This is a genomic window from Pseudomonas sp. PS01298 (genome assembly GCF_029959745.1).
Taxonomy (GTDB): domain Bacteria; phylum Pseudomonadota; class Gammaproteobacteria; order Pseudomonadales; family Pseudomonadaceae; genus Aquipseudomonas; species Aquipseudomonas aylmerensis.
Map to the genome: position 1 here is coordinate 1 of NZ_JASCPP010000031.1, position 26,256 is coordinate 26,256.

Here is a 26,256-nt window from a genome sequence, read left to right on the forward strand (position 1 = left end):
CGCGAAAGCGGTCTGTCAGTGACACATGTGCTAACTGACCCTACGCTTTCGCGAGCAAGCCCGCTCCCACAGGGGGATGCATTTAGCAGTTGGATCGCGATCGCACGCATAAAAAAGCCCCGCTCAATTCGATTGAGCGGGGCTTTTTTGTTTTTGGCTTAAGGACGCTTGCGGTTACTGATCAGCGTGCCCATGCCGGTATCGGTGAAGATTTCCAGCAATACCGCGTTCGGAACCCGGCCATCGATGATCAACGAGCTGCCCACGCCGCCTTGCACCGCTTCCAGTGCGCAGCGGATCTTCGGCAGCATGCCGCCGTAGATGGTGCCGTCAGCGATCAGGTCGTCGACCTGTTGGGTGGTCAGGCCGGTCAATACCTTGCCTTCCTTATCCAGCAGGCCGGCGATGTTGGTCAGCAGCATCAGCTTTTCAGCCTTGAGTGCCTCTGCCACTTTACCGGCTACCAGGTCGGCGTTGATGTTGTAGGACTCGCCATTGGCGCCCACACCGATCGGTGCGATCACCGGAATGAAGTCACCCTTGACCAGCAGGTTCAGCAGGTCGGTGTTGATGCCGATCACTTCGCCCACTTGGCCGATGTCGATGATTTCCGGCTGGGTCATTTCCGGCGTCTGGCGGGTCACCGTCAGTTTTTTCGCGCGGATCAGCTCCGCGTCCTTGCCGGTCAGGCCGATGGCGCTGCCGCCGTGGCGGTTGATCAGGTTGACGATGTCCTTGTTGACCTGGCCACCGAGGACCATCTCCACCACGTCCATGGTCTGCGCGTCAGTGACACGCATGCCATCGATGAAGTGACTCTCGATCGACAAGCGCTTGAGCAGGTCGCCGATTTGCGGGCCGCCGCCGTGGACCACTACCGGGTTGATCCCCACGGCTTTCATCAACACGATGTCGCGGGCAAAGCCGGTTTTCAGCTCGTCGCTTTCCATGGCATTGCCGCCGTACTTGATCACCAGCGTCTTGCCGACATAGCGTCGGATGTAAGGCAACGCTTCGGACAGGACCTTGGCAGTATTGGCAGCGGCTTCGCGTTCGAGGGTCATTCAGGGCTCCGGTAAAAAATCAGAACGGTAATTGGAGATCAGGGGCAACACGTTTCAACTGGGCGTGGAACACGTCCTTGATGCGCTGCAACTCAGCCTCGGTATCCGCCTCGAAGCGCAACACCAGCACCGGTGTGGTGTTGGATGCGCGCACCAGGCCCCAGCCTTTGGCGTAATCGACTCGCACACCATCAATGGTGGTCAGGTTGGCGCCTTCACCCCATTGCGCATCGTGCAGTGCGTCAATGATGCTGAATTTGCTCTCCTCGGTCACATGGATATTGATCTCTGGCGTAGAAATATCGTTCGGGAAGGTCTCAAACAGCCCTTGCGCGGTGGATTTTTCCTTGCTGAGGATCTCCAGCAGGCGCGCAGCACTGTAAATGCCGTCGTCAAAGCCGAACCAGCGTTCCTTGAAGAATACGTGACCGCTCATTTCGCCGGCCAACAGGGCGCCGGTTTCCTTCATTTTCTTTTTGATCAACGAATGACCGGTCTTCCACATTAGCGGGCGGCCGCCATATTCCTTGATCAGCGGGGTGAGACGGCGTGTGCACTTGACGTCGAAAATGATCTCGGCGTTGGGATTGCGTGCCACCACGTCACGGGCGAAGAGCATCAGCAGGCGGTCCGGGAACACGATCTCGCCGGTTTCGGTCACCACGCCCACGCGGTCGCCGTCGCCGTCGAAGGCCAGGCCGACGTCGGCGCCGGTTTCCTTGACCTTGGCGATCAGGTCGACCAGGTTCTCAGGCTTGCCAGGATCCGGATGGTGGTTGGGGAAGTGGCCGTCGACATCGCAGAACAGCGGGATCACTTCGCAGTTCAGGGCTTCGAGCAGTTGCGGGGCGATCACGCCGGCTGCGCCGTTGCCGCAGTCCACCACGACTTTCAGGCGGCGTGCGAGTTTGACGTCACGGGTGATTTCATCGGAGTAGCGCTGGAGGATGTCGACCCGGGTGATGCTGCCTTTGCCGCTGGTCAGGTCGTTGGTCTTCAGGCGCTGATGCAGGGCCTGGATCTGTTCGTTGGCGAGGGTGTCGCCCGCGATGACGATTTTGAAACCGTTGTAGTCGGACGGGTTATGGCTGCCGGTCAGCATCACGCCGGACTTGCCGGCCAGCACGTTGGCGGCGTAGTACAGCGCAGGCGTGGGCACCAGGCCGACGTCGCTGACATGGCAGCCGCTGTCGGCCAGGCCCTGGATCAGTTGCTCCACCAGCTCCGGGCCGGACAGGCGACCGTCACGGCCGACCGAAACATTGGGCTCACCCTGGGCCAGGCTCTGGGAGCCGATGGCGCGGCCGATCCAGTAGGCGGTTTCGGCGGTCAGGGTCTTGGGCACTACGCCACGGATGTCATAGGCGCGAAAGATGCTGTCGGGGAATGTCGGGGCTACTCGGGCTGCGGTACTCATCGCGGGGGGAAACTCCATCTGAAGGGGGCAAGGCTGGCCTTAAAGTGGCGGACCGGCAGGCTCAAACTGAAGGGTATGACGGTGTTTTCGGCAGAGAGTTCGTGGTGCAAAAATGCCATCGGCGCTTGCGATCCGACTGTTCTATGCCGTAATGCATTGATTTCAAAGGGGAAATCTTGATGATTAAGTCCGCGCATTCTTCGTCCTGAAAAGCCTTGCGGTGGGCGTCGAGCCGGGCAGTGACGCCCGGCCAGAATCAGCTTAGTCAGTGACTGCCGGAATGCCCAAACCCCCCTGCGCCACGTTGTGTTTCATCGAATTGCTCAACCAGTTCGAAATGCGCCTGCACCACGGGCACCAGCACCAGTTGGGCAATGCGCTCGCCGACCGCGATGTTGAACGCGGTCTGGCCACGGTTCCAGCACGACACCATCAGCTCGCCCTGGTAGTCGGAGTCGATCAGGCCCACCAGGTTACCCAGCACGATCCCGTGTTTGTGGCCCAGGCCGGAGCGCGGGAGGATCAGCGCCGCCAGGCCTGGGTCGCCGACGTAGATCGACAGGCCGGTAGGAATCAGGATGGTCTGGCCCGGCTCGAGGACGGTGTCTTCCTTGAGCATGGCGCGCAGGTCCAGGCCGGCGGAGCCCGGGGTGGCGTAGGCCGGCAGTGGGAAGTCGGTGCCGATGCGTGGGTCGAGGATCTTGGCTTGCAAAGCGTGCATGGAAATTAAACCTGGTTCAGCCGTTGGGCGATAAAAGAGATCAGTTGGCGGGCAATCTTGCCCTTGCTGGTCTGGGCGAAAACGGTGGCGTGCAACTCGCGGTCGATCACGCTGATGGCATTTTCCTCGCTGTTGAAGCCGATGCTCGGGTTGGCGACATCATTGGCAACGATCAGGTCGAGGTTCTTGTCTTTCAGTTTGCGTGCGGCGTAGTCCAGCAGGTGCTCGGTCTCGGCGGCAAAGCCGACGCTGAACGGACGGTCCGCACGCGTGGCGATGGTGGCCAGGATGTCCGGGTTACGCACCATTTGCAGGAGCAGGCCGTCACCGCTCGTAGGGTCTTTCTTGAGCTTTTGCGGGGCGACGACTTCCGGGCGGTAGTCTGCAACCGCAGCGGACGCGATAAACAAATCACAGGGAATAGCCGCCTCGCAGGCCGCCAGCATGTCCCGCGCGCTGACTACGTCGATTCGCGTGACGCGATCGGGGGTCGGCAAATGCACCGGACCGGTGATCAGGGTGACGCGTGCGCCTGCCTCGACCGCGGCTTCGGCCAGTGCGAAGCCCATTTTTCCTGAGCTATGGTTGGTGATGTAGCGCACCGGGTCGATGTTTTCCTGGGTCGGGCCGGCGGTGATCAGCACGTGCTTGCCGGTCAGGGCCAGGTGCTGGAAGCACTCGGCGGCGCACAGCGCCAGGTCAGTGGCTTCGAGCATGCGGCCCATGCCAACGTCGCCGCAGGCCTGGCTGCCGGAGGCCGGGCCGAACACCTTGAGGCCACGGCTTTGCAGGAGTTGAGTATTGGCTTGGGTGGCCGGGTCGCGCCACATGGCCTGGTTCATGGCCGGGGCGATGGCGACGGTGGCGTCGGTGGCCAGTACCAGGGTGGTCAGCAGGTCATCGGCGATGCCCTGGGCCAGGCGGGCGATCAGGTCGGCAGTGGCCGGGGCGATCAGTACCAGGTCGGCCCATTTGGCCAGCTCGATATGGCCCATGGCAGCTTCGGCCGCCGGGTCCAGCAGGTCCAGGTGAACCGGGTGCCCGGACAAGGCCTGCATGGTCAGCGGGGTGATGAACTCACTGCCGCCGCGGGTCATGACCACGCGCACTTCGGCGCCCTGGTCCAGGAGCCGGCGGACCAGCTCTGCGCTCTTGTAGGCGGCAATGCCGCCGCCGACGCCGAGAACGATGCGTTTCCGATACAGACGCTGCATTGGTTTGCCTTTCCAGTTCAGTGATGCCAGTTCAGTGACGCGTGCGATGCCCCCTCCCCAGGTGAAATCGCATGCAAAAAAGAGGGCCTACGATAACACAGCGCCTGCCGTGCAACAGCGGCGTACATGTGGCGCACAGGGAGAGGGAGGTGAGATGAGTATTCGCGATTGGCCATTGGCAGAACGGCCGCGGGAGAAACTTCTGGAGTGGGGGGCGGCGAGTCTGTCCGACGCCGAGTTGCTGGCAATCTTCCTGCGGACCGGGGTTTCCGGCAGGAGTGCAGTGGACCTGGCGCGCCATCTGTTGGCGCAATTTGGCGGCCTGCGCCCGCTGCTTGAAGCCAGCCAGACACTGTTCAGCCAGCATCTGGGCCTGGGCCCGGCGAAGTTTGCGCAATTGCAGGCCGTGCTGGAAATGTCCCGACGGCATCTGGCCGAGCGGCTGCGCAGCGACTCGGTGCTGGAAAATCCGGTGGCGGTGCGCGATTACCTCAAGGCCCTGTTGCGTCATGAACCCCACGAGATCTTCGGCTGCCTGTTCCTGGATTCAAAGCACCGGGTGCTGGGTTTCGAGGCGCTGTCCCAGGGCACTATCGACGCCGCGACCGTTTATCCCCGGCAGGTGGTGAAGCGCGCCCTGGCGTACAACGCTGCGGCCTTGATCTTGTGCCACAACCATCCGTCGGGGAGCGTGGAACCCAGCGCGGCTGATCGAAAATTGACCAAGCTGCTGCAAAAAGCCCTGGAAGTGGTGGATGTGCGGGTGCTGGATCACATCATCGTGGGCGATGGTGACCCACTGTCGATGGCCGAATATGGATGGATGTAAGTGCTTTCAGCAGGAGCCGGCGTGCTGGCGATGACATCCGCAAAATCACCAGGGATTTAACGGACGCCATCGTCGGCAACTCGGCTTCTACAAGAGGATGGTCAAGGTTTCACGCTGACCTTGGAGAAATCCTGGCGCCCGAACGGGCTCACCTGGTATCCCTCGACGTTCTTGCGCGCCAGGGCAAACGCCGTGGGGTGTGCCAGTGGTAGCCACAGTGCCTGCTGCTGGATCTGCGCCTGGGCCTGCTGATACAGCTTGCTGCGCACGCCTTGCTCGTTGGTGGTCTTGCCGGCGCTGATCAGCTTGTCCAGCGCCGGGTCGCAGTAACGGGCGAAGTTGGTGCCGGATTTTACCGCCGCGCACGAGAACTGCGGAGTCAGGAAGTTATCCGGGTCGCCGTTGTCGCCGGCCCAGCCCATGAACAGCAGGTCGTGCTCGCCGGCCTTGGCGCGGCGAATCAGTTCGCCCCATTCGATCACGCGAATCTCGGCCTGGATGCCGACCTTGGCCAGGTCAGCCTGCAGCAATTGCGCGCCGAGGTTAGGGTTGGGGTTCAGCAGGCTGCCGGTGGGGCGTGTCCAGATCGTGGTCTTGAAGCCGTCCTTGAGGCCGGCGCGGTCCAGCAGTGCCTTGGCCTTGGCGAGGTCCTGTGGATAACCCGGCAGGTCCTTGGCGTAGCTCCAGGTGTTGGGCGGGTAGGGGCCGTTGGCGGCTTCGGCGGTGCCTTCAAACACGGCCTTGAGGTAGCTGGCCTTGTCGAAGGCGAGGTTGATCGCCTGGCGCACTTCGGGCTTGTCCAGCGGTGGGTGCTGGCTGTTGATGGCGACGAAGGCGGTCATGAACGCGGCAGTCTTTTCCACCTTGAGTGCGGGATCCTTCTCGGCCTCGCCGACATCCAGGGGCTTGGGCGACAGGGCGATCTGGCATTCATCGCGGTGCAATTTCTGCAGGCGCACGTTGGCGTCCGGGGTAATGGCGAAGATCAAGTTATCCACAGCCGGTTTGCCGGCGAAGTAGTCCGGGTTGGCCTTGTAGCGCACCACGGCGTCTTTCTGGAAACGGCTGAAGATAAACGGGCCGGTACCGATTGGCTGGCTGTTGAGTTTTTCCGGGGTGCCGGCCTTGAGCAGTTTGTCGGCGTATTCGGCCGGGTAGATAGAGGCAAAGCCCATGCTCAGGGCGGCGAGGAAGGTGGAGTCGGCGTGGTCCAGGGTAAAGCGCACGGTCAGCGGGTCGAGGGCGTCGATCTTCTTGACCAGGGTGGGCAATTGCAGGGACTGTGCATGCGGGAAACCGCTCTGAGCGATCTGGTGCCATGGGTTGGCCGGGTCGAGCATGCGTTCGAAGCTGAAACGCACGTCTTCGGCGGTCAGTGTGCGGCTTGGGGTGAAGTAGTCGGTGCGATGGAATTTCACCTCCGGGTGCAGCTTGAACGTGTAGGTCAGGCCGTCTGGCGAGACTTCCCAGCTGTCCGCCAGGCTGGGCACCAGTTTGCCGCTGGCGGCGTCGTAGTCCACCAGGCGGTTCATCAGCACGTCGGCCGAGGCGTTGGTGGTGGTCAACGAGTTGTATTGCACCACATCGAACCCTTCGGGGCTGGCCTCGGTGCAGACGCTCAGGTTGCTGGCGGCAGATGCCAGCGGCGCGATAAATAGAGGGGCTAGCAATAGCGGTAGGGCAGCGAGGCGCATGTTCGGTTTCCTTTGCAGATCGAAGGCCCATCTGCGAGTGCAGTCTGGAAAAGTCCTACCGTAGTGGTCTGCCGGATAAATGACTAGCCCATTTTTGCCTGTGCTTTTGCCTCAAATGCTGTTTTGATGGCGCCTCAGCGCGTTTCGTCGTGCGCTTTGCCGCGCGCAATGCCGCTGTAAATCATTCTGTGCGACGAGCGGTCGGCTGTTCCAGCGGCCCCTCCTGGCAACGGTTCGGGCGTCTGTCGCCGAGATTTACGCCGGGAAAAACACACGGGCTGTTGTTGCACTGGGGTCTTTCTGGTATAAAGCAGCGCTCTTTTCTAGGGGCCCGGTTCCTTCGCTTGTAGGTGTAGCCGGTAAGACCCTAAAGAAACGCGGCGCCTGGCGCCAAATGACTGAGAGATTAAGCGGCCAACCCATGCCGGGTTGGGCATGTGGTTTTAGAGGGCTGAGGCATGTCGAGAGTCTGTCAAGTTACCGGTAAGGGTCCGGTGACTGGGAATAACATTTCCCACGCAAATAACAAAACCCGTCGTCGTTTCCTGCCGAACCTGCAGCATCACCGCTTCTGGGTTGAAGAAGAGAAACGTTTTGTACGCCTGCGCGTATCCGCCAAAGGCATGCGCATCATCGACAAGCGTGGCATTACTGTCGTGCTGGCCGAAATCCGCGCCGCTGGCAAGATCTAAGGAGCTCTATCATGCGTGAATTGATTCGAATGATCTCTAGCGCCGGTACTGGTCACTTCTACACTACCGACAAGAACAAGCGTACTACCCCGGACAAGCTCGAAAAGAAAATGTTCGACCCGCGCGTTCGCAAGCACGTGATCTACAAAGAAGGCAAAATCAAGTAATTGATTTTCCTCCTTGTGAAAAAGCCCGTATCTCACGATACGGGCTTTTTTTTGCCTCGGATTTGCCGGATCAGGCTTTCTGCTCGAACACCACGTAGATCTTGCGGCACGGCTCCAGCACTTCCCAAGTGCCGCTGAAGCCGGCGGGGATCACGAATCGGTCGCCGGCGCGCAAGGTCTTGGCGTTGCCCTCGGCATCACGCAGCACGGAAACACCCTGCACGATCTCGCAGTACTCGTGCTCGGTGTAGTTGACCTTCCATTGCCCGACTTCACCTTCCCAGACCCCGGCACTCATCTGGCCGCACGGGCTGTTGTAGTGGTTGTAGATCGTTTGTTCGGGGTCGCCCTTGAGGATTTTTTCCGCGGCGGGGCGGTAGCGGTCTGGGGCGGTATTGGCCTGGCTGAAGTCGACGATGTCCTGGATGCTCATGTGCGTGTCCCGTCTGGCCTGCGGTTGGAGAGCCCAAAGTCTATGTTTATTAAAATGAACATCGCAAGGGCGTTTACCGGCGTTATGTCAAATATATTGAAACATCCCCAGCCGCTGGTTTAGGGTGGTAGCCGCCTTGAGCCGAACAGCAGGCTGGCCGGGCAAGAATTCTTTGAGGCTGCCGGGGGACATCACCTGGCCCTTGTATTCAATAAGAGGAGGACACTCGCATGACCACCCTGACCCGTGCCGACTGGGAACAACGCGCCAAGGATCTGAAGATCGAAGGTCGCGCCTACATCAACGGCGAATACACCGCCGCCGCTTCCGGCGACACCTTCGAATGCATCAGCCCGGTCGATGGCCGCCTGCTGGCCACCGTTGCCAGCTGTGACGTCGCCGACGCCCAGCGTGCGGTGGAAAATGCCCGCGCCACTTTCAATTCCGGTGTGTGGTCGCGCCTTGCGCCGGCCAAGCGCAAAGCCGCGATGATCCGTTTCGCCGCGCTGCTCAAGGACAATGCCGAAGAGCTGGCGCTGCTCGAAACCCTCGACATGGGCAAGCCCATCAGTGACTCCCTCGGCATCGACGTGCCCGGCGCTGCCAACGCGCTGAGCTGGAGCGGCGAGGCGATCGACAAGATCTACGACGAAGTCGCCGCCACCCCGCACGATCAATTGGGCCTGGTGACCCGCGAGCCAGTGGGCGTGGTCGGTGCCATCGTGCCGTGGAACTTCCCGCTGATGATGGCCTGCTGGAAACTCGGCCCTGCGCTGTCCACCGGTAACTCGGTCATCCTCAAGCCGTCCGAAAAATCCCCGCTGACCGCCATTCGCATCGCGGCCCTGGCTGTTGAAGCCGGTATCCCGAAAGGCGTTTTCAACGTGCTGCCGGGCTACGGCCATACCGTGGGCAACGCGCTGGCGCTGCACATGGACGTCGACACCCTGGTGTTCACCGGTTCCACCAAGATCGCCAAGCAGCTGTTGATCCGCTCCGGCGAGTCGAACATGAAGCGCGTGTGGCTGGAAGCCGGTGGCAAGAGCCCGAACATCGTGTTTGCCGATGCGCCGGACCTGCAGGCCGCCGCCGAATCCGCCGCCGGGGCGATCGCCTTCAACCAGGGCGAAGTCTGCACCGCGGGTTCGCGCCTGCTCGTCGAGCGCTCCATCAAGGATAAATTCCTGCCGCTGGTAATCGAGGCCCTCAAAGGCTGGAAGCCGGGCAATCCGCTGGACCCGGCGACCAACGTCGGCGCATTGGTGGACACCCAGCAGATGAACACCGTGCTCTCGTACATCGAAGCCGGCCATGCTGACGGCGCCAAGCTGGTGGCGGGCGGCAAGCGCACCCTGGAAGAAACCGGCGGCACCTACGTCGAACCGACGATTTTCGACGGTGTGACCAACGCCATGAAGATCGCCCAGGAAGAAATTTTCGGCCCGGTGCTCTCGGTGATCACCTTCGACAGCGCTGAAGAGGCGATCGCCATCGCCAACGACACCCAATACGGCCTGGCCGCAGCGGTGTGGACGGCGGATATCTCCAAGGCGCACCTGACTGCCAAAGCGCTGCGCGCCGGTAGCGTGTGGGTCAACCAGTACGATGGCGGCGACATGACTGCACCGTTTGGTGGCTTCAAGCAGTCGGGCAATGGTCGCGACAAGTCGCTGCACGCGTTCGACAAGTACACCGAGCTGAAGGCGACCTGGATCAAGCTGTAAGCCTGTAGGCAACACCGCCGGCCAAATGTGGGAGCCGGCTTGTGTAGGCGCTGGCTTGCCGGCGATAGCATCACCTCGGTGCAACTGAAAAACCGAGGTGCCTGCATCGCGGGCGAGCCCGGCTCCCACACAAGCCCGCTCCCACGCTGTTTTGTGTGAACTCGAAAATTATCCACAGGAGCGTGGACATGCGTTGGGCGACTTACTTCGCCGTGCTGGCCTCGGTGCTCAGCGTCGGCCTGGCGCTGGGCGTGAGCATGCCGTTGGTATCGCTGCGCTTGGAGGGCTGGGGTTATGGCAGTTTTGCCATCGGCGTGATGGCGGCGATGCCGGCCTTCGGCGTGCTGCTGGGTGCGAAAGTCTCCAGCCGGCTGGCCGCGTGGCTGGGCACCGCCAACCTGATGCGCCTGTGCCTGTGGGCCGGCGCGGTGTCTATCGGCTTGCTGGCGATACTGCCCAGCTATCCGGTGTGGCTGGTGCTGCGCCTGATGATCGGGGTGATCCTGACCATCGTGTTCATTCTCGGTGAAAGCTGGATCAACCAGTTGGTGGTGGAGCAGTGGCGCGGCCGCCTGGTGGCCCTGTATGGCTGCAGCTACGCCTTGAGCCAACTGTCGGGGCCGTTGCTGCTGGGCCTGATTGGCACAGACCATGACTACGGTTTCTGGGTCGGCGTCGGCTTGTTGATGGTCGCGCCGTTGCTGTTGCTGGGGCGCTCCGGCGCGCCGACTGCCGAGTCGTTCAGCGTGACCTTCGGCGACTTGTGGCGCTTCTGCCTGAGCCTGCCGGCGATTGCCTGGGCGGTGGCATTGTTCGCTGCCTTCGAGGCGATGATTCTCACCCTGCTGCCTGTGTATTGCCTGCAACAGGGCTTCACTGCCGAGATTGCCCTGGCAATGGTCAGCACGGTGGTGGTCGGCGATGCGTTGCTGCAGTTGCCCATCGGCGCGTTGGCCGATTACCTGCCACGGCGCACGCTGTTCCTGGGTTGTGCGCTGCTGTTGCTGGTTTCGAGCCTGGCGATTCCGCTGTTGATGCACACGCCGCTGATCTGGCCGGTGTGGGTGCTGTTCGGGGCGAGTGCCGGCGGGTTGTTCACGCTGTCGCTGATCCTGATCGGCGAGCGCTACCGCGATGACGCGCTGGTGCGCGCCAATGCCCATGTGGCGCAACTGTGGGGGATCGGATGCCTGATCGGCCCTCTGGTGGCCGGTGCCGGCAGCCAGTGGATCAGCGGGCATGCACTGCCGTTGCTGATGGCGGCGGGCTCGCTGGGCCTGGTCGTGCTGTTGCTGCGTCAAGGCGCATTCGGCGCCGCACAACCGGCCTGACTTGAAATGCATTCACCGTAGGCGCTGGCTTGCCAGCGCCCACAGTTGATCTGTGTCGTTTTAGAGCATGCGTTCCAGCCCCACCGAGGTGGCGAACCAGGCATTGAAGCGACGCCACCAACTGCCGGGTTCTTCGGTGATTGTGTGTAGCTGGCCGTTATCTTCGGTCACCCACACCACGTTGCCGTCCTGCAGTTTCGCCTCATAGCTCAAGGCTGGGGCCATGCCTTGCAGCGCCAGGTTGCGCACGTGTTCCGCCAGTTCGGGGCTGTCTACCAGCACGCCGACTTCGGTGTTCCACAGCACTGAGCGCGGGTCGAAATTGAACGAGCCGATAAACGACTTCTCGCGATCGAAGATCATCGCCTTGCTGTGCAGGCTGGAGTCCGAGCCGCGAAAGGTTCCGCGTCGGAACAGGTGCGGACCACTGCCTGCGCTGGGGTCGCCCGGTTGGCGGCGCAGTTCATAGAGTTTCACCCCATGTTCCAACAGCGCCTTGCGGTAGGGCGCGTAGCCGCCATGCACGGCTGGTACGTCGGTGGCTTCCAGGGAGTTGGTGAGCAGGCTCACCGACACGCCGGCGTCGGCGCGCCCGGTCAGGTACACCAGGCCCGGTTGCCCCGGCACGAAGTACGCCGAAATCATCATCAGCTCGTGATTGACGCCCTCAAGTTCCGGCGCCAGCTGTGTGGTGAGCAGCAATCGCGGGTCCGGATCGGCCTTGGCCAATACCTTGCTCGGCGCGTCCCACAGCGCCTGGTTCCAGGCCCAGATCAGCTCGCGGCGCCAGGTGTCCATGCGCGGCTGGGTCTGGTAGGTGCGCAAGCGGTTGTACAGCGCGTGATTCTGCTGGCGCGACTCGGCGAGGGAGTCTTGCAGGCGTACACGGGCAGCGGCCAGGTCGCCTTTGGACGGCGTGTTGGCGACAAAGTCGTCGATGGGCTTGCTCAGCGCGCTGTTCCAGTACTGGTCGAAGCTGTGGCCGAGTTGCTCGGCCACCGGCCCGACGCTGAGCATGTCTATGTCGGTGAAATTCAGGTTGGGCTCGGCATCGAAATACTCATCGCCCAGGTTGCGCCCGCCAACGATGGCCACGCTGTTATCTGCCAGCCACAGTTTGTTGTGCATGCGCCGGTGTTGCAGCGACAGGTTGAACAGCCGCCCCATGGCCCGCGTCACACCGGTGCTGCGCCCCAGGTGCAGGGGGTTGAACAGGCGGATCTCGATCTTGGGATGAGCGGCGAGGGTGGCGATGATCTGGTCGAGGCCGTCGCTGGTGGTGTCGTCGAGCAGGATGCGCACGCGTACGCCACGGTCGGCGGCCTTGAGCAGTTCATCCACGAGCATCCGCGTGCTGATGCCGTCGTGGACGATGTAGTACTGCAGGTCGAGGCTGGTCTGGGCATTGCGGATCAGCTCGGCGCGGGCCATGAACGCTTCGCTGCTGTTGGGCAGCAGGCGAAAGCCGGAGCGACCTTGATAGGGCGCCGCCTGGGCCTGGATCGAGCGACCGAAGGAAGACTGCGCAGCGGGCAGGGCATCGCTGGGGATGCGCGGGGAATCGATGGTTGCGCAGCCGCCCAGCGTCAAGGCGCCCAGCAGTAAAAACGGTAAAAGCCGTCGAATCATCAAGGGCACTGCTTCCAGGTCAGGGCGGTTGTGGGTATATGACGGCTATTTTCGGTGAAAGGTCAGTCTGCAACCTCGGCAAGCATCTTGATTGCGGCGGCACCGACCTTGCGTACCGCTTCTTCGATCTGTGGGGTTGGTTTGGCAGCGTAGTTCATGCGCAGGCAATTGCGGTACTTGCCGGACGCAGAAAAGATACTGCCTACCGCCACCTGTACGCCTTGTTCCATCAGGACGCGGTTGAGCTTCAGCGTATCGAAGCCTTCCGGCAGCTCGACCCACAGCATGAAGCTGCCTTGCGGGCGGCTGGCGCGGGTACCCGCCGGGAAATAACGACTGACCCAATCAAGCATCAAGTCGCGATTGCGCTGGTATTGGGTGCGCATCCGCCGCAAATGCGGTTCGAAATGGCCGCCCTTGAGAAACTCTGCAATCGCAATCTGCGGCTGGGTGGCGGTGGAGCCGGTGCTGATGTATTTCATGTGCAGCACCCGCTCGAGGTAGCGTCCCGGCGCGACCCAGCCAATGCGCAGGCCCGGCGCGAGGGTTTTCGAGAACGAGCTGCACAGCAGCACGCGGCCGTCTTCGTCGAAGGATTTGATGGTGCGCGGGCGCGGGTAGCTATAGGCCAGTTCGCCATACACATCGTCTTCGATGATGGCCACGTCGAAACGCTGGGCCAGGGTCAGCAGCGCCCGTTTGCGCGCCTCGGGCATGATGTAGCCGAGCGGGTTGTTGCAGTTGGGGGTCAGCTGGATAACCTTGATCGGCCACTGCTCCAGCGCCAGTTCCAGGGCTTCGAGGCTGATCCCGGTGAGCGGGTCGGTGGGGATTTCCAGGGCTTTCATGCCCAGGCCCTTGAGGGTCTGCATGGCGCCGTGAAAGCTCGGCGAGTCCACTGCGACGATGTCGCCCGGCTCGCAGATCGCGTGGATGCTGGCCGACAGCGCTTCATGGCAGCCGGTGGTGATCACGATGTCTTCGGCGGTGAGTTGGCAACCGGAATCCAATGACAGCCGTGCAATCTGCGCGCGCAGCTCCATACAGCCAAGGATGTTGTCGTAATACAGGCCTGGCAGATCCTGGCGCCGGCTGACGCGTGCAAGGCTGCGCAACAGCGGCTTCAGGGTGGGCGACAATACATCCGGCATGCCGCGACCCATCTGTATGACATCTTTGCGCGGTACTGCGCGAATCAGCTCGAGCACCTGGTCCCACTGGGAAATCTCCACCGGCCGTTGGGCCGGGCGACCGATCTCGGGCAAGGCCGGCAGCTCACGGCTGACCGGTACAAAGTAGCCGGACTTGGGCTTGGGCATGGCCAGGCCGTTGTCTTCGAGCATCCGATACGCCTGCTGCACGGTGCTCAGGCTGACTCCATGTTCGACGCTCAAGGCCCGCACGGAGGGCAGTCGATCACCGGGGCGATAGAAGCCTTGCTCGATGCGCGTGCCCAGCAGTTCGGCGAGATTGATGTAAAGCGTCATGGCGGTCGCTCCCGGGAGACCAGTACAGATACGGGGAAAATACAGGATTCAGCCGCGCATAGGCAGTGTCTGTATGGATTTAATAAAAGTTGGTTGAATCTGTAATGGTTTTGCCCGCTCACCCATTCTAGTCACTCATGGCAACAGGCAATTGAGGGGCAAGACAATGAACGGCATGAGCGATGTGCGACTGATGTTACACAGTCAGGAATTGCAGGCAGGGCAGGAACGGGCGACGGCGCCGCGCGATATCAGCCGCTGGAGTCTGTTCTGGCACCGCCGCCATACGCGCAAGGCCTTGCTGCACCTGACCCGCGAGCAATTGCGTGATGTCGGATTGTCTGCTGAACAGGCGCGCCAGGAGGGGTTGAAACCGTTCTGGCGGGATTGATCAGAGCAGCTCTTTGAAGCGATGCCAGAGCATGCCCAGCGCCAGCAGCGGCGAGCGCAAGTGCTTGCCGCCGGGGAAGGTGATGTGCGGCACCTGGGCGAACAGATCGAAACGCCCCTGTTGCTGGCCGCTGATGGCCTCGGCCAATAGCTTGCCCGCCAGGTGCGTGGCGTTGAGGCCGTGGCCCGCGTAGGCCTGGGCGTAATACACATTGGGTTGATCGGCGAGCCGGCCGATCTGCGGCAGGCGGTTGGCGCCGATACCGATCATGCCGCCCCACTGGTAATCGATGTTCGCCTCGGCCAGCTGGGGGAACACTTGCAACATCTTCGGCCGCATATAGGCGCCGATATCCTTGGGATCGCGTCCGGAATAGTGGCAGGCACCGCCGAACAACAGGCGACGGTCGGCGGACAGGCGGAAGTAATCCACCGTCACGCGCTGGTCGCACACCGCCATGTTCTGTGGCAACAGCTCGGCGGCCTGGGCTTCGCTCAACGGCTCGGTGGCGATGATGTAGCTGCCGGCGGGCAACACTTTGCCGCTCAAGTGGGGGTTGAGGCCATTGAGGTAGGCATTGCAGGCCAGTACCAGGGTCTTGGCGCGTACATTGCCGTGGGCGGTGTGAACGTTGACTTCAGGGCCGTAGTCGATCCGCGTGACTTCGGACTGCTCGAACAGCTTCACGCCCAATTGCTGCGCGGCGGCGGCTTCACCCAGCGCCAGGTTCAACGGGTGCAGATGGCCGGAGCCCATGTCGATCATGCCGCCCACGTAGCGTTCGGAGCCGATCACACTGCCCATTTCGCCGGCTTGCAGCAGGCGCACCTCGTGGCGATAGCCCAGGCTGCGCAGTTCTTCGGCGTCTTCGGCAAGGCCTTGCAGGTCCCGGGGTTTGTTGGCCAAGTCGCAGTAGCCCCAGGTCAGGTCGCAGGGGATCTGGTAGCGCTCGACGCGTTCACGCACGATTTCCACGGCTTCCAGGCCCATCAGCTTTATCTGGCGCACGCCGTCGCTGCCGATGATCGGGGTGAATTGCTCCAGGCCGTGGCCGACGCCGCGAATCAGCTGGCCGCCATTGCGCCCACTGGCGCCCCAGGCGATCTTGCGCGCTTCCAGCAACACCACGCTGAAGCCGCGCTCGGCCAGCTCCAGGGCGGTGTTGAGCCCGGAAAAACCACCGCCGACCACGCAAACATCGGCGCGCACATCCCCCGTCAACACCGGGTAATCGGGCTGCGGCACGCTGCTGGCGGCGTAGTAGGAATTGGTGTGCCGGGCGCTGGCAGTCATCGGGAGCATCCCTGTTTGGAAAATTTGACGCAGGATACAGCGGTCGGACGAAGCTGTCTGCGCAGGGCGTTTTGCGTCAGAATCCACGCCTATTCGCCGTTCGGTACGTGTTTCGATGAGTTGCAACAGTCAGAAAATCAGCGCGCTGCGTCGACAGATTCCTTCGTTCGAGTGTGTCCCCGGTTGTCATGATTGCTGTGGGCCGGTGACGACTTCGCCCGAGGAAATGTCGCGCCTGCCACGCAAGACCGCCGCCGAGCAGGACGCGGCCATGGATGAGCTGAACTGTGTGCACCTGGGCCCCAATGGCTGCACCGTGTATGACGAGCGCCCGCTGATCTGTCGCCTGTTCGGCACGACGAAGACCTTGCCATGCCCGAATGGGCGGCGGCCGGTGGAGCTGATTCACCCGCGGGTCGAGAAGCAGATTCACGAATACATGGCGGGCACCCGGCAGGTGCTGGTGTAACCCGATCAAGCGGTAGACGCTGGCCTGGCGATGAAGATATCGACGCTAAAATCGCTAGCGCCGACAAGCCGGCGCCTACAGTGATCTGCGCTGTGAGGTCAGTCCGGGATCGGCAGGTTCAGGCTCTCTTTCACCTCTTCCATCACGATATAGCTCTTCGACTCCCGCACGTGGGGCAGCTTGAGCAGGATATCGCCGAGCAATTTGCGGTACGAGGCCATCTCGGAAATCCGCGCCTTCACCAGGTAGTCGAAGTCGCCTGACACCAGGTGGCATTCCAGTACGTGGGGCAGTTTCAGTACGGCGCGGCGGAACTCTTCAAAGGTATCGCCGGACTTGTAATCCAGGCTGATCTCGACAAATACCAGCAAACTCCCCTTCAAATGCTGCGGATTGAGCCGTGCGTTGTAGCCCATGATGATCCCTTCACGCTCCAGCCGACGGACCCGCTCGGTGCACGGCGTGGTCGACAGCCCGACCTTTTCTCCCAGCTCCGTGAACGAAATACGCCCATCGGTCTGCAGGATGCGCAGGATATTGCGGTCGATCTTGTCCAGCTCCCGCTTGGTCTGGGTGTTGGTACGCATAGGGGATACGCCTCTGTGAAAAGGGTTTTTGCCGAGAATTGTCGCCAAATATAGGCATTTATATAGTGAAATGCACTGGCGATTGCTTTTTATACTGCGCCCATCATTGCTCGAATAACACACGTCAGCGGCTAAGCCCGTGATGAGGATATAAAAATGCGCGTTCTGGTCTTGGGTAGCGGCGTCATTGGTGTGACCAGTGCCTACTATTTGGCTCGGGCCGGTTTCGAGGTGGTTGTCGTCGACCGCCAGCCCGCCGCGGCCATGGAGACCAGTTTCGCCAACGCAGGCCAGGTGTCCCCAGGTTATGCGTCGCCATGGGCCGCACCGGGCGTGCCGCTCAAGGCCATCAAGTGGCTGCTGCAGCGCCACGCGCCCCTGGCCATCAAGGCCACCGCCGATATCGATCAATACCTGTGGATGGCGCAGATGCTGCGCAATTGCACCGCCAGCCGTTATGCGGTGAACAAAGAGCGCATGGTGCGCCTGTCCGAGTACAGCCGCGATTGCCTCGACGAATTGCGCGCCGAGACCGGCATTGCCTACGAAGGCCGCAGCCTGGGGACCACCCAGCTGTTCCGCACCCAGGCCCAGTTGGATGGGGCTGCCAAGGACATCGCCGTCCTCAAGGAGTCCGGCGTCCCGTTCGAACTGCTCGATCGCGCCGGCATTGCCCGCGTTGAACCCGCCCTGGCCAGCGTCACCGATATCCTCGCCGGTGCCCTGCGCCTGCCGAACGACCAGACTGGCGACTGCCAGATGTTCACGACGCGCCTGGCCGACATGTGCAAGCAGTTGGGTGTGGAATTTCGTTTTGAACAGGACATCCAGCGCCTCGACTACGCCGGCGACCGCATCAACGGCGTCTGGATCGACGGCAAGCTGGAAACGGCCGACCGCTACGTGCTGGCGCTGGGCAGCTACTCGCCGAAGTTGCTCAAGCCGTTGGGGATCAAGGCCCCGGTGTACCCGCTCAAGGGTTACTCGCTGACCGTGCCGATCACCAATCCGGCAATGGCCCCGACTTCGACCATTCTCGACGAGACCTACAAGGTCGCGATCACCCGTTTCGACAACCGCATCCGCGTCGGCGGCATGGCTGAAATAGCCGGTTTTGACCTGTCGCTTAACCCGCGTCGGCGTGAAACCCTGGAGATGATCGTCAACGACCTTTATCCTCAGGGCGGCGATTTAACCGAAGCCACATTCTGGACCGGCCTGCGCCCGACCACCCCCGACGGCACGCCGATTGTCGGTGCCACCCCGTTCAAGAACCTGTTCCTGAATACCGGCCACGGCACCCTCGGCTGGACCATGGCCTGTGGCTCCGGTCGCTTGCTCGCTGATTTGATGGCGAAGAAAACACCGCAAATCAGCGCCGAAGGTCTCGATATTTCCCGTTATGGCAATCACCAGGAGTCCGCAAAACATGTCAATCCAGCGCCAGCTCACCAATGAGCGCATGAGCCAGATCGTCGTTCACAGCGGTACCGTGTATCTGGCCGGGCAAGTCGGCGACGACATGAATGCCGGGATTGAACAGCAGACCCGTGAAACCCTGGCCAATATCGAGCGGCTGCTCGACCTGGCCGGTACCGACAAGACCAAACTGCTGTCGGTGACGATTTACCTGAAGGACATCGACGCCGATTTCGCCGGCATGAATGCGGTATGGGACAAGTGGCTGCCCAAAGGCGTCGCTCCGGCCCGTGCCACGGTTGAGGCGAAGCTGTGCGAGCCGCAAATCCTGGTCGAGCTGTCCGTCGTGGCCGCGCTGCCTTAAACAACGATCCCTCTCCCGGTGCCGAAGTGGTTGGTCGGTGCCGGTTTTTTCTTCACTCTGCCGCCTAGAAGCCTGCCGCCATGCGTCCTGCCCGTGCCCTGATCGACCTTGAAGCCCTGCGCCACAACTACCAATTGGCCCGTGAAGTGACCGGGGCAAAAGCCCTCGCCGTGGTCAAGGCGGATGCCTATGGCCATGGCGCCGTTCGCGTTGCCCAGGCGTTGGAAGCCGAGGCGGATGGGTTTGCCGTGGCGTGCATCGAGGAGGCGCTGGAGCTGCGTGCTGGCGGCATTCGTGCGCCGGTGTTGCTGCTCGAAGGTTTTTTTGAAGCCGACGAGTTGCCGCTGATCATCGAGCACGATTTCTGGTGCGTGGTGCATTCGCTATGGCAATTGGAGGCAATCGAACAGGCGGTGTTGAGCAAGCCGCTCACCGTGTGGCTCAAGCTGGATTCGGGCATGCACCGCGTCGGCCTGCATCCCAAGGATTACCACGAGGCCTACCAGCGCCTGCTGGCCAGCGGCAAAGTGGCCAAGATTGTATTGATGAGTCACTTCGCCCGCGCCGATGAACTCGATTGCGTGCGCAGCAATGAACAGGTAGCGGTGTTCGAGGCGGCGCGCCAAGGCTTGTCGGCCGAGGTCAGCCTGCGCAATTCGCCGGCGGTGATGGGCTGGCCGAATGTCTCCAGCGATTGGGTGCGCCCGGGCATCATGCTCTACGGCGCGACGCCGTTTGGCGAAAACCAGGCCATCGCCGCGCGTTTGCAGCCGGTAATGACCCTGGAATCCAAAGTCATCTGCGTGCGCGAGCTGCCGGCCGGCGAGCCGGTGGGCTATGGCGCCAAGTTCATCACGCCAAAACCGATGCGCATCGGCGTGGTCGCCATGGGTTACGCCGATGGCTACCCGCGTCATGCGCCGACCGGTACGCCGGTGCTGGTGGCAGGGCAGCGCAGCCAGTTGCTGGGGCGCGTGTCCATGGACATGCTGTGCATCGACCTCACCGACGTGCCTGAAGCGGGCCTGGGTTCCACGGTGGAACTGTGGGGTAAAAACATCCTCGCGAGTGATATCGCGACCGCCGCCGAGACCATTCCCTACCAGATCTTCTGCAACCTGCGTCGGGTGCCAAGGCTCTATTCCGGCGCTTGATCGCATGCTACGAACGCCGCTGCCCGGGATTTAGGCCCAAGTGTTGTAAATACTGAACGCTGTCGCCATGATAACGCTCAACTACAACAAAGCCTGAATCCTAGGAGGCACCTGCATTGGACGTCGGCGAACGACTGCAATCCATCCGTAAACTGAAGGGTCTTTCCCAGCGTGAGCTCGCCAAGCGCGCGGGTGTCACCAACAGCACCATTTCGATGATCGAAAAAAACAGTGTCAGCCCCTCGATCAGCTCCTTGCGCAAGGTGCTGGGCGGCATCCCCATGTCGATGGTCGAGTTCTTTTCCGAGGAGATCCTCCAGGAAATACCGACGCAGATCGTCTATAAAGCCAATGAGCTGATCGACATCTCTGACGGCGCCGTCACCATGAAACTGGTCGGCCGCGCACACCCGAGCCGGGCCATTGCCTTTCTCAACGAAATCTACCCGCCGGGCGCCGACACGGGCGAAGAAATGCTCACCCACGAAGGCGAAGAAACCGGGATTCTGGTGGAAGGTCGTCTGGAACTGGTGGTCGGTCTTGAAACTTTTGTGCTCGAAGCCGGCGATAGCTACTACTTTGAAAGCACCAAGCCGCATCGTTTTCGCAACCCGTTCGACGTGCCGGCGCGACTAATCAGCGCAGCCACACCCGCGAACTTTTAACAATAGAGGCGCCCTGCCAGCGTTGCAGAGGTTCCCGTGGCAGTATTCCGTGAGGCTGAATCTCCCTTTATTTAATAGGGTTGTTTCGGCAAGACGGGCTAACCGTTATACTTTCGCCGCCTGCGAAACCGTGGCCGCAGGCGTGAATAGCCACCATTGAGGGTGAACGCGTGAACCTAATTATGAAAATGCTGGCTGCACCAGCAACCGTACTGGCCCTATGGGCTGTCAGCGCTCAAGCTGCGACCAATGATGAAATTGCCAAACGCCTGGAGCCGGTCGGCCAAGTCTGCGTCCAGGGCCAGGAATGCAAAGGGATGGAAGTGGCGGTAGCCGCTGGCGGAGGCGCTGCTAAGACGCCGGACGACATCATTGCCAAGCACTGTAACGCCTGCCACGGCACCGGCCTGTTGGGTGCGCCGAAGATTGGCGACACCGCGGCCTGGAAAGAACGTGCCGATCACCAGGGCGGCCTTGATGGCATCCTGGCCAAGGCCATCACCGGCATCAACGCCATGCCGCCTAAAGGCACCTGCGCGGATTGCACGGATGATGATTTGAAGGGCGCGATCAAGAAAATGTCCGGCCTGTAACCGCCGATCTTCGGCAAAAATGCCGCTTACGAGCGGCTTTTTTGTGCCTGCAATTTGTGTTTCGAGTCTGGTCTTTGCAGCAAAGACCCGCCACTCTCTGTCCAACCCCTAATCATGGAATGTTCAGGAGGGTCGGATGGTGCAGTTGTGTTCAATCGAGCAAGCAGTTGACGACGTACTGGCGCGCTTGCCGGCGCATATCCACATGGGCATGCCCCTTGGGCTGGGCAAGCCGAACCTGTTTGCCAATGCCTTGTACCGGCGCATCGCCAAGTTGCCGGACCGGGCGCTGACGATCTACACCGCGCTGAGCCTGGGCCGCCCGACCTTGGGCGACGGCCTGCAGAAACGTTTTCTCGAACCCTTCATCGAGCGCGTGTTTGGCGATTACCCCGAGTTGGACTTTCTCGCCGACCTGCAGAAGGACAGCCTTCCAAAAAATATCCACGTGCAGCAGTTCTTCATGCAGCCCGGCAGCCTGCTTCACAGCACCTCGGCCCAGGAGGATTACGTCAGCAGCAACTACAGCCATGCGGCCCGCGACATCAACGCCGCCGGCCTGAACCTGGTGGCGCAGCTGGTGGCGAGCAGCGCCGAACACCCTGATCGCCTGAGCCTGAGTTGCAACCCCGATATCACCCTCGACCTGTTGCCGATGATCGCCAAGCGCCGCGCCGCCGGGGAAACCATCCTGGTGGTCGGTCAGGTGCACAGCGATTTGCCCTACATGCCCGGTGATGCCGAGTTGGGCATGGACGAATTTGACTACCTGCTCGACGAAAAGGACAACACCACGCTGTTCTCCACGCCGAACATGCCGGTGGGGTTCCAGGATCACTTTATTGGCCTGCATGCCAGCACCCTGGTACGTGATGGTGGCACCTTGCAGATCGGCATCGGCTCGATGGGCGATGCGCTGACGGCTGCGCTGTTGGCGCGTCAGGCCGACAACGAGTCCTACCGCTTGCTGCTGACGGATCTGGATGTGTACCAGTGGGCGCCCCTGATCAGCCATGAAGGCGGCGTCGATCCGTTCGCCCGTGGCCTTTATGGCTGCAGCGAAATGTTCGTCAACGGCTTGCTGGTGCTGGCTGACGCCGGGATCGTGCGGCGCAAGGTGTACCCGGATGTGGCGACCCAGGAGCAGGCCAATGCCGGCCTGATCGATGATGCCGCGCAGCCCGACGGTGTGTCGATCCATGGCGGGTTCTTCCTCGGGCCGCGTAGTTTTTACCAGCGCCTGCAGGAAATGACCCACGCCAAGCGCCTGGAATTCAACATGACCCGCATCAGCTACATCAACGAGCTGTATGGCCAGGAAGACCTCAAGCGCCTGCAGCGCCAGGACGCGCGGTTTATCAACAGCGCGATCATGGTGACGTTGCTCGGCGCCGGGGTGGCGGACCAGTTGGAAGATGGCCGCGTGCTCAGCGGCGTCGGCGGGCAGTACAACTTCGTGGCCCAGGGGCATGCGCTGGAAGGCGCGCGTTCGATCCTGATCCTGCGCAGCTGGCGCGAGTCGGCGGGGGAGGTCAGTTCGAATATCGTCTGGGAGTATGGCCACTGCACGATTCCGCGGCACCTGCGCGATATCGTCATTACCGAGTACGGCATTGCCGACCTGCGCGGTCAGACCGATGCCAAGGTGATCGAGGCCTTGCTCAACATCACTGACTCACGTTTCCAGGCTGACTTGATCGAGCAGGCGCAAAAGGCCGGCAAGTTGCCCAAGGATTTCGAGCTGGACCCGCGTTTCAGCGATAACACGCCGGAGCGCCTCAAGGCCATCCAGGCACGGCATCGTCGGCTGTTTCCGGAATATCCGCTGGGCAGTGACTTCACGGACGAGGAGCGGGACCTGCTGCGGGCATTGAATTGGCTCAAGAGCAAATTCAAGCTGACGGAGATCCTGGAGCTGGGCAAGGCGGCGTTGGACGCGCCGGAGCCGGAGGCGTTTCCCAAGCATCTGCAGCGGATGCGCCTGGATAAGCCGGAGGGGCTGAAAGAAGATTTGTATCAACGCTTGCTGCTCGCCGGCCTACAAGCCACCGCGCATTAAAACCCGCCACAAACCTACTGCAGGAGCCGGCAAGCCGGCTCCTACAGGGTTTTGCGATTATTCGATGAAGGTGACCACACCACCGGCGAGGGATTTGACCCGTGCCAGGGATTCCACTCGGTATCCCTGCGCATCCAGCTCCGCACGGCCGCCCTGGAACGACTTCTCGATCACAATCCCCAAGCCGGCCACGGTGGCGCCGGCCTGCTTGATGATCGAAATCAGCGCCTGGGACGCCTTGCCGTTGGCCAGGAAGTCATCGATCACCAGCACGCGGTCGCTGCTGGTGAGGTGACGCGGCGAGATCGCGACGGTGCTTTCGGTTTTCTTGGTGAAGGAATACACCGTCGCCGACAGCAGGTTTTCGGTCAAGGTCAGCGATTGCTGCTTGCGCGCGAAGATCACCGGTACGCCGAGGTTCAGGCCGGTCATGATCGCCGGGGCGATGCCGGAGGCTTCGATGGTGACGATCTTGGTGATGCCCGAGTCCTTGAACAGCGCGGCGAATTCGTCGCCGATCAGTTTCATCAGCGCCGGGTCGATCTGGTGGTTCAGAAAGGCGTCGACCTTGAGTACCTGATCGGAAAGCACGATGCCTTCTTCGCGAATTTTCTTGTGCAGTGCTTCCACGGAAAGCTTCCTCTAATGGCGCGTTGTACGCCGAAAGTAGATTAAAAAGTAGTCGATTCTAGCGCTTTAACATCGCGCGTATATCCGCCAGGGCGGTGTTGCCGCGAACGGCCTTCACCTCGGTCGGGGTGTCGTCATTGCCTTCCCAGGCCAGGTCGTCCGGTGGCAGCTCATCGAGGAACCGGCTGGGGGCACAATCGATGATTTCGCCGTATTGCTTGCGCTTGGCGGCAAAGGTGAAGGCCAACGTCTGACGCGCGCGGGTAATGCCCACGTAGGCCAGGCGCCGTTCTTCCTCGATGGTGTCGGCTTCGATGCTGGAGCGGTGCGGGAGGATTTCCTCTTCCATGCCCATGATGAACACGTAGGGGAATTCCAGGCCCTTGGACGCATGCAAGGTCATCATCTGCACACCTTCGGCGCCGTCTTCTTCTTCCTGCTGGCGCTCGAGCATGTCGCGCAGCACCAGTTTGCCGATGGCGTCTTCGACGGTCATCTCGCCGTCTTCGTCTTTTTCCAGGGTGTTCTTCAGCGCTTCGATCAGGAACCAGACGTTGCCCATGCGGTAATCCGCGGCCTTGTCGCTGGAGCTGTTGGTGCGCAGCCAGTTCTCATAGTCGATGTCCATGACCATGCTGCGCAGCGCGCTGATCGGGTCTTCGCCGGCGCACTGCTCGCGCACCTTGTCCATGAAGCGCTTGAAGCGCGACAGGCGATCGGTGAAACGCGAGTCCAGGTGTTCGCCCAGGCCGATTTCATCGGTGGCGGCGTACATCGAAATCTTGCGTTCGGTGGCGTAGTTGCCGAGCTTTTCCAGGGTAGTCGAACCGATTTCCCGGCGTGGGACGTTGATCACCCGCAGGAAGGCGTTGTCGTCGTCCGGGTTCACGATCAGCCGGAAGTAGGCCATCAGGTCTTTCACTTCCTGGCGTCCGAAGAAGCTGTTGCCACCTGACAGGCGATACGGCACCTGGTGGTGCTGCAGTTTCAGCTCGATCAGCTTGGCCTGGTAGTTGCCGCGATACAGGATCGCGAAGTCGCTGTACGGCCGGTCGGTGCGCAGGTGCAGGCTGAGGATCTCGACGGCCACGCGCTCGGCTTCGGCGTCTTCGTTGCGGCAGCGGATCACGCGGATCTCGTCGCCATGACCCATCTCGCTCCACAGTTGTTTTTCAAACTCGTGGGGGTTGTTCGAGATCAGCACGTTGGCGCAGCGCAAAATACGGCTGGTGGAGCGGTAGTTCTGCTCCAGCATCACCACTTTCAGGGACGGGTAGTCGTCCTTGAGCAGCATCAGGTTTTCCGGGCGGGCGCCGCGCCAGGCGTAGATCGACTGGTCATCGTCGCCGACCACGGTGAACTGGTTGCGCGTGCCGATCAGCAGCTTCACCAGCAGGTATTGGCTGGCGTTGGTGTCCTGGTATTCGTCCACCAGCAGGTAGCGCACCTTGTTCTGCCACTTTTCGAGGATGTCGGCGTGCTCCTGGAACAGCTTCACCGGCAGCAGGATCAAGTCGTCGAAGTCCACCGCGTTGAACGCCTTGAGCGTGCGCTGGTAGTGGGTATAGACAATGGCGGCGGTCTGCTCCTTGGGGTTGCGCGCGGCTTCCAGGGCTTCGGCGGGCAGGATCAGGTCGTTTTTCCAGGCGCCGATCATGTTCTTGATCTCGTCGACGCCGTCGTCGCCCGCGTATTCCTTCTGCATGATGTCGGTCATCAGGGCCTTGACGTCGGTCTCGTCGAAGATCGAGAAGCCCGGCTTGTAGCCCAGCCGCACATGCTCCTTGCGGATGATGTTCAGCCCCAGGTTGTGGAAGGTACACACGGTGAGGCCACGGCCTTCGCCACCCTTGAGCAGGGTGCCGACACGCTCTTTCATTTCCCGCGCCGCCTTGTTGGTAAAGGTCATGGCGACGATGTACTGGGCGCGGATGCCGCACTGCTGGATCAGGTGCGCGATCTTGCGGGTGATCACGCTGGTCTTGCCGGAGCCTGCGCCGGCGAGCACCAATAGAGGGCCGCCGACGTAGTTCACGGCTTCTTGCTGCCGGGGATTGAGTCGGGACATACAGAATTCAGGGAGTCGTTGTTCAAAAGGGCGGGCATTTTAACAGGCTGGCAGGATTCTGCTCTGTCAGAACGACAGTGTGACGTACCACTCGATCTAAATTTGCCGGTTTTGATACTTTGCCGCAGGATGTCGGAGGCTTTTTGTGATTAGCTGCCACTA

Annotated in this window: 24 protein-coding genes and 1 pseudogene; 13 read left to right on the plus strand and 12 right to left on the minus strand. The window is 61.5% G+C overall.

Going from position 1 to position 26,256, the window contains the following annotated elements:
- Positions 1–158 precede the first annotated feature (158 nt).
- From argB to coaBC, 4 genes and pseudogenes are all read right to left on the minus strand, one after another.
- The gene (argB, locus tag QMX97_RS13355) at positions 159–1,064 is read right to left on the minus strand and encodes an acetylglutamate kinase (RefSeq protein WP_065902486.1); all 906 of its coding nucleotides are present in this window, start codon (positions 1,062–1,064) and stop codon (positions 159–161) included.
- A gap of 19 nt (positions 1,065–1,083) precedes the next feature.
- A pseudogene (locus tag QMX97_RS13360) lies at positions 1,084–2,505 on the minus strand (phosphomannomutase/phosphoglucomutase); the annotation flags it as partial.
- Positions 2,506–2,746: 241 nt separating this feature from the next.
- Entirely contained in the window at positions 2,747–3,202 is a 456-nt protein-coding gene (gene dut, locus QMX97_RS13365) for a dUTP diphosphatase (RefSeq protein WP_065902484.1), read from the minus strand.
- A gap of 5 nt (positions 3,203–3,207) precedes the next feature.
- Positions 3,208–4,416, minus strand: coding sequence for a bifunctional phosphopantothenoylcysteine decarboxylase/phosphopantothenate--cysteine ligase CoaBC (gene coaBC, locus QMX97_RS13370; protein WP_010207499.1), 1,209 nt, complete (start codon positions 4,414–4,416; stop codon positions 3,208–3,210).
- 154 nt (positions 4,417–4,570) lie between these two features.
- Here coaBC and radC point away from each other — a divergent pair, with 154 nt between their 5' ends.
- A complete protein-coding gene (radC, locus tag QMX97_RS13375) occupies positions 4,571–5,245 on the plus strand; it encodes a DNA repair protein RadC (protein ID WP_065902483.1) in 675 nt (224 codons plus the stop codon).
- Positions 5,246–5,346: 101 nt separating this feature from the next.
- Here the strand turns inward: radC and QMX97_RS13380 are convergent, their stop codons facing one another.
- Positions 5,347–6,939 (minus strand): ABC transporter substrate-binding protein, encoded by a 1,593-nt coding sequence (locus QMX97_RS13380; protein ID WP_065902482.1) that lies wholly within the window; start codon positions 6,937–6,939, stop codon positions 5,347–5,349.
- A gap of 458 nt (positions 6,940–7,397) precedes the next feature.
- Here QMX97_RS13380 and rpmB point away from each other — a divergent pair, with 458 nt between their 5' ends.
- Positions 7,398–7,631, plus strand: a complete 234-nt coding sequence (gene rpmB / locus QMX97_RS13385) for a 50S ribosomal protein L28 (RefSeq protein WP_003176907.1) — start codon at positions 7,398–7,400, stop codon at positions 7,629–7,631.
- Between the two features lie 11 nt (positions 7,632–7,642).
- Positions 7,643–7,798 carry a 50S ribosomal protein L33 gene (gene rpmG / locus QMX97_RS13390; protein WP_003176906.1) on the plus strand — a complete coding sequence of 52 codons (156 nt, stop codon included), beginning with the start codon at positions 7,643–7,645 and terminating at the stop codon, positions 7,796–7,798.
- Positions 7,799–7,868: 70 nt separating this feature from the next.
- On the opposite strand, the gene QMX97_RS13395 is transcribed toward rpmG, so the two are convergent.
- Entirely contained in the window at positions 7,869–8,231 is a 363-nt protein-coding gene (locus QMX97_RS13395) for a cupin domain-containing protein (RefSeq protein ID WP_065902480.1), read from the minus strand.
- Between the two features lie 230 nt (positions 8,232–8,461).
- Between QMX97_RS13395 and QMX97_RS13400 the strand changes: the two genes are divergently transcribed.
- Both QMX97_RS13400 and QMX97_RS13405 read left to right on the plus strand, forming a co-directional pair.
- The gene (locus tag QMX97_RS13400; protein WP_065902478.1) at positions 8,462–9,955 is read left to right on the plus strand and encodes an aldehyde dehydrogenase; all 1,494 of its coding nucleotides are present in this window, start codon (positions 8,462–8,464) and stop codon (positions 9,953–9,955) included.
- 188 nt (positions 9,956–10,143) lie between these two features.
- The gene (locus tag QMX97_RS13405) at positions 10,144–11,286 is read left to right on the plus strand and encodes an MFS transporter (protein WP_120450503.1); all 1,143 of its coding nucleotides are present in this window, start codon (positions 10,144–10,146) and stop codon (positions 11,284–11,286) included.
- Positions 11,287–11,346: 60 nt separating this feature from the next.
- Here QMX97_RS13405 and QMX97_RS13410 read toward each other — a convergent pair whose 3' ends face one another.
- Entirely contained in the window at positions 11,347–12,915 is a 1,569-nt protein-coding gene (locus tag QMX97_RS13410; RefSeq protein WP_106802296.1) for a phospholipase D family protein, read from the minus strand.
- Positions 12,916–12,977: 62 nt separating this feature from the next.
- On the minus strand, positions 12,978–14,402 hold the full coding sequence (locus QMX97_RS13415; RefSeq protein WP_065902472.1) for a PLP-dependent aminotransferase family protein: 1,425 nt from the start codon (positions 14,400–14,402) through the stop codon (positions 12,978–12,980).
- A gap of 166 nt (positions 14,403–14,568) precedes the next feature.
- Between QMX97_RS13415 and QMX97_RS13420 the strand changes: the two genes are divergently transcribed.
- Positions 14,569–14,793: a DUF1127 domain-containing protein gene (locus QMX97_RS13420; RefSeq protein WP_120450501.1), complete on the plus strand. Its 225-nt coding sequence runs from the start codon at positions 14,569–14,571 to the stop codon at positions 14,791–14,793.
- Here QMX97_RS13420 and QMX97_RS13425 read toward each other — a convergent pair whose 3' ends face one another.
- Positions 14,794–16,086, minus strand: coding sequence for an FAD-binding oxidoreductase (locus QMX97_RS13425; RefSeq protein WP_282397058.1), 1,293 nt, complete (start codon positions 16,084–16,086; stop codon positions 14,794–14,796).
- A 115-nt stretch (positions 16,087–16,201) separates the two neighbouring features.
- Between QMX97_RS13425 and QMX97_RS13430 the strand changes: the two genes are divergently transcribed.
- A complete protein-coding gene (locus tag QMX97_RS13430; protein ID WP_282397059.1) occupies positions 16,202–16,555 on the plus strand; it encodes a YkgJ family cysteine cluster protein in 354 nt (117 codons plus the stop codon).
- A gap of 98 nt (positions 16,556–16,653) precedes the next feature.
- Here QMX97_RS13430 and QMX97_RS13435 read toward each other — a convergent pair whose 3' ends face one another.
- Positions 16,654–17,142 (minus strand): Lrp/AsnC ligand binding domain-containing protein, encoded by a 489-nt coding sequence (locus tag QMX97_RS13435; protein ID WP_003176896.1) that lies wholly within the window; start codon positions 17,140–17,142, stop codon positions 16,654–16,656.
- A 156-nt stretch (positions 17,143–17,298) separates the two neighbouring features.
- On the opposite strand from QMX97_RS13435, the gene dadA reads away from it, so the two are divergent.
- The 6 genes from dadA to QMX97_RS13465 all read left to right on the plus strand — a co-directional run bounded on the left by dadA (position 17,299) and on the right by QMX97_RS13465 (position 23,396).
- On the plus strand, positions 17,299–18,600 hold the full coding sequence (dadA, locus tag QMX97_RS13440) for a D-amino acid dehydrogenase (RefSeq protein ID WP_120450497.1): 1,302 nt from the start codon (positions 17,299–17,301) through the stop codon (positions 18,598–18,600).
- Positions 18,572–18,925 carry a RidA family protein gene (locus QMX97_RS13445; RefSeq protein ID WP_034110260.1) on the plus strand — a complete coding sequence of 118 codons (354 nt, stop codon included), beginning with the start codon at positions 18,572–18,574 and terminating at the stop codon, positions 18,923–18,925. The genes dadA and QMX97_RS13445 overlap by 29 nt, the downstream gene beginning before the upstream one ends.
- 80 nt (positions 18,926–19,005) lie before the next feature.
- The gene (gene alr / locus QMX97_RS13450) at positions 19,006–20,079 is read left to right on the plus strand and encodes an alanine racemase (RefSeq protein WP_282397060.1); all 1,074 of its coding nucleotides are present in this window, start codon (positions 19,006–19,008) and stop codon (positions 20,077–20,079) included.
- A gap of 116 nt (positions 20,080–20,195) precedes the next feature.
- On the plus strand, positions 20,196–20,744 hold the full coding sequence (locus QMX97_RS13455) for a cupin domain-containing protein (RefSeq protein WP_003176893.1): 549 nt from the start codon (positions 20,196–20,198) through the stop codon (positions 20,742–20,744).
- A gap of 182 nt (positions 20,745–20,926) precedes the next feature.
- On the plus strand, positions 20,927–21,337 hold the full coding sequence (locus tag QMX97_RS13460; protein WP_065902460.1) for a c-type cytochrome: 411 nt from the start codon (positions 20,927–20,929) through the stop codon (positions 21,335–21,337).
- A gap of 136 nt (positions 21,338–21,473) precedes the next feature.
- Complete coding sequence (locus tag QMX97_RS13465; RefSeq protein WP_065902458.1) at positions 21,474–23,396, plus strand: acetyl-CoA hydrolase/transferase C-terminal domain-containing protein; 1,923 nt, start codon at positions 21,474–21,476, stop codon at positions 23,394–23,396.
- 57 nt (positions 23,397–23,453) lie between these two features.
- Here the strand turns inward: QMX97_RS13465 and QMX97_RS13470 are convergent, their stop codons facing one another.
- Together QMX97_RS13470 and rep are read right to left on the minus strand one after the other, a co-directional pair.
- Positions 23,454–24,026, minus strand: coding sequence for a xanthine phosphoribosyltransferase (locus tag QMX97_RS13470; RefSeq protein WP_003195447.1), 573 nt, complete (start codon positions 24,024–24,026; stop codon positions 23,454–23,456).
- 58 nt (positions 24,027–24,084) lie between these two features.
- Positions 24,085–26,094, minus strand: a complete 2,010-nt coding sequence (gene rep / locus QMX97_RS13475; RefSeq protein ID WP_065902456.1) for a DNA helicase Rep — start codon at positions 26,092–26,094, stop codon at positions 24,085–24,087.
- Between the last annotated feature and the right edge of the window lie 162 nt (positions 26,095–26,256).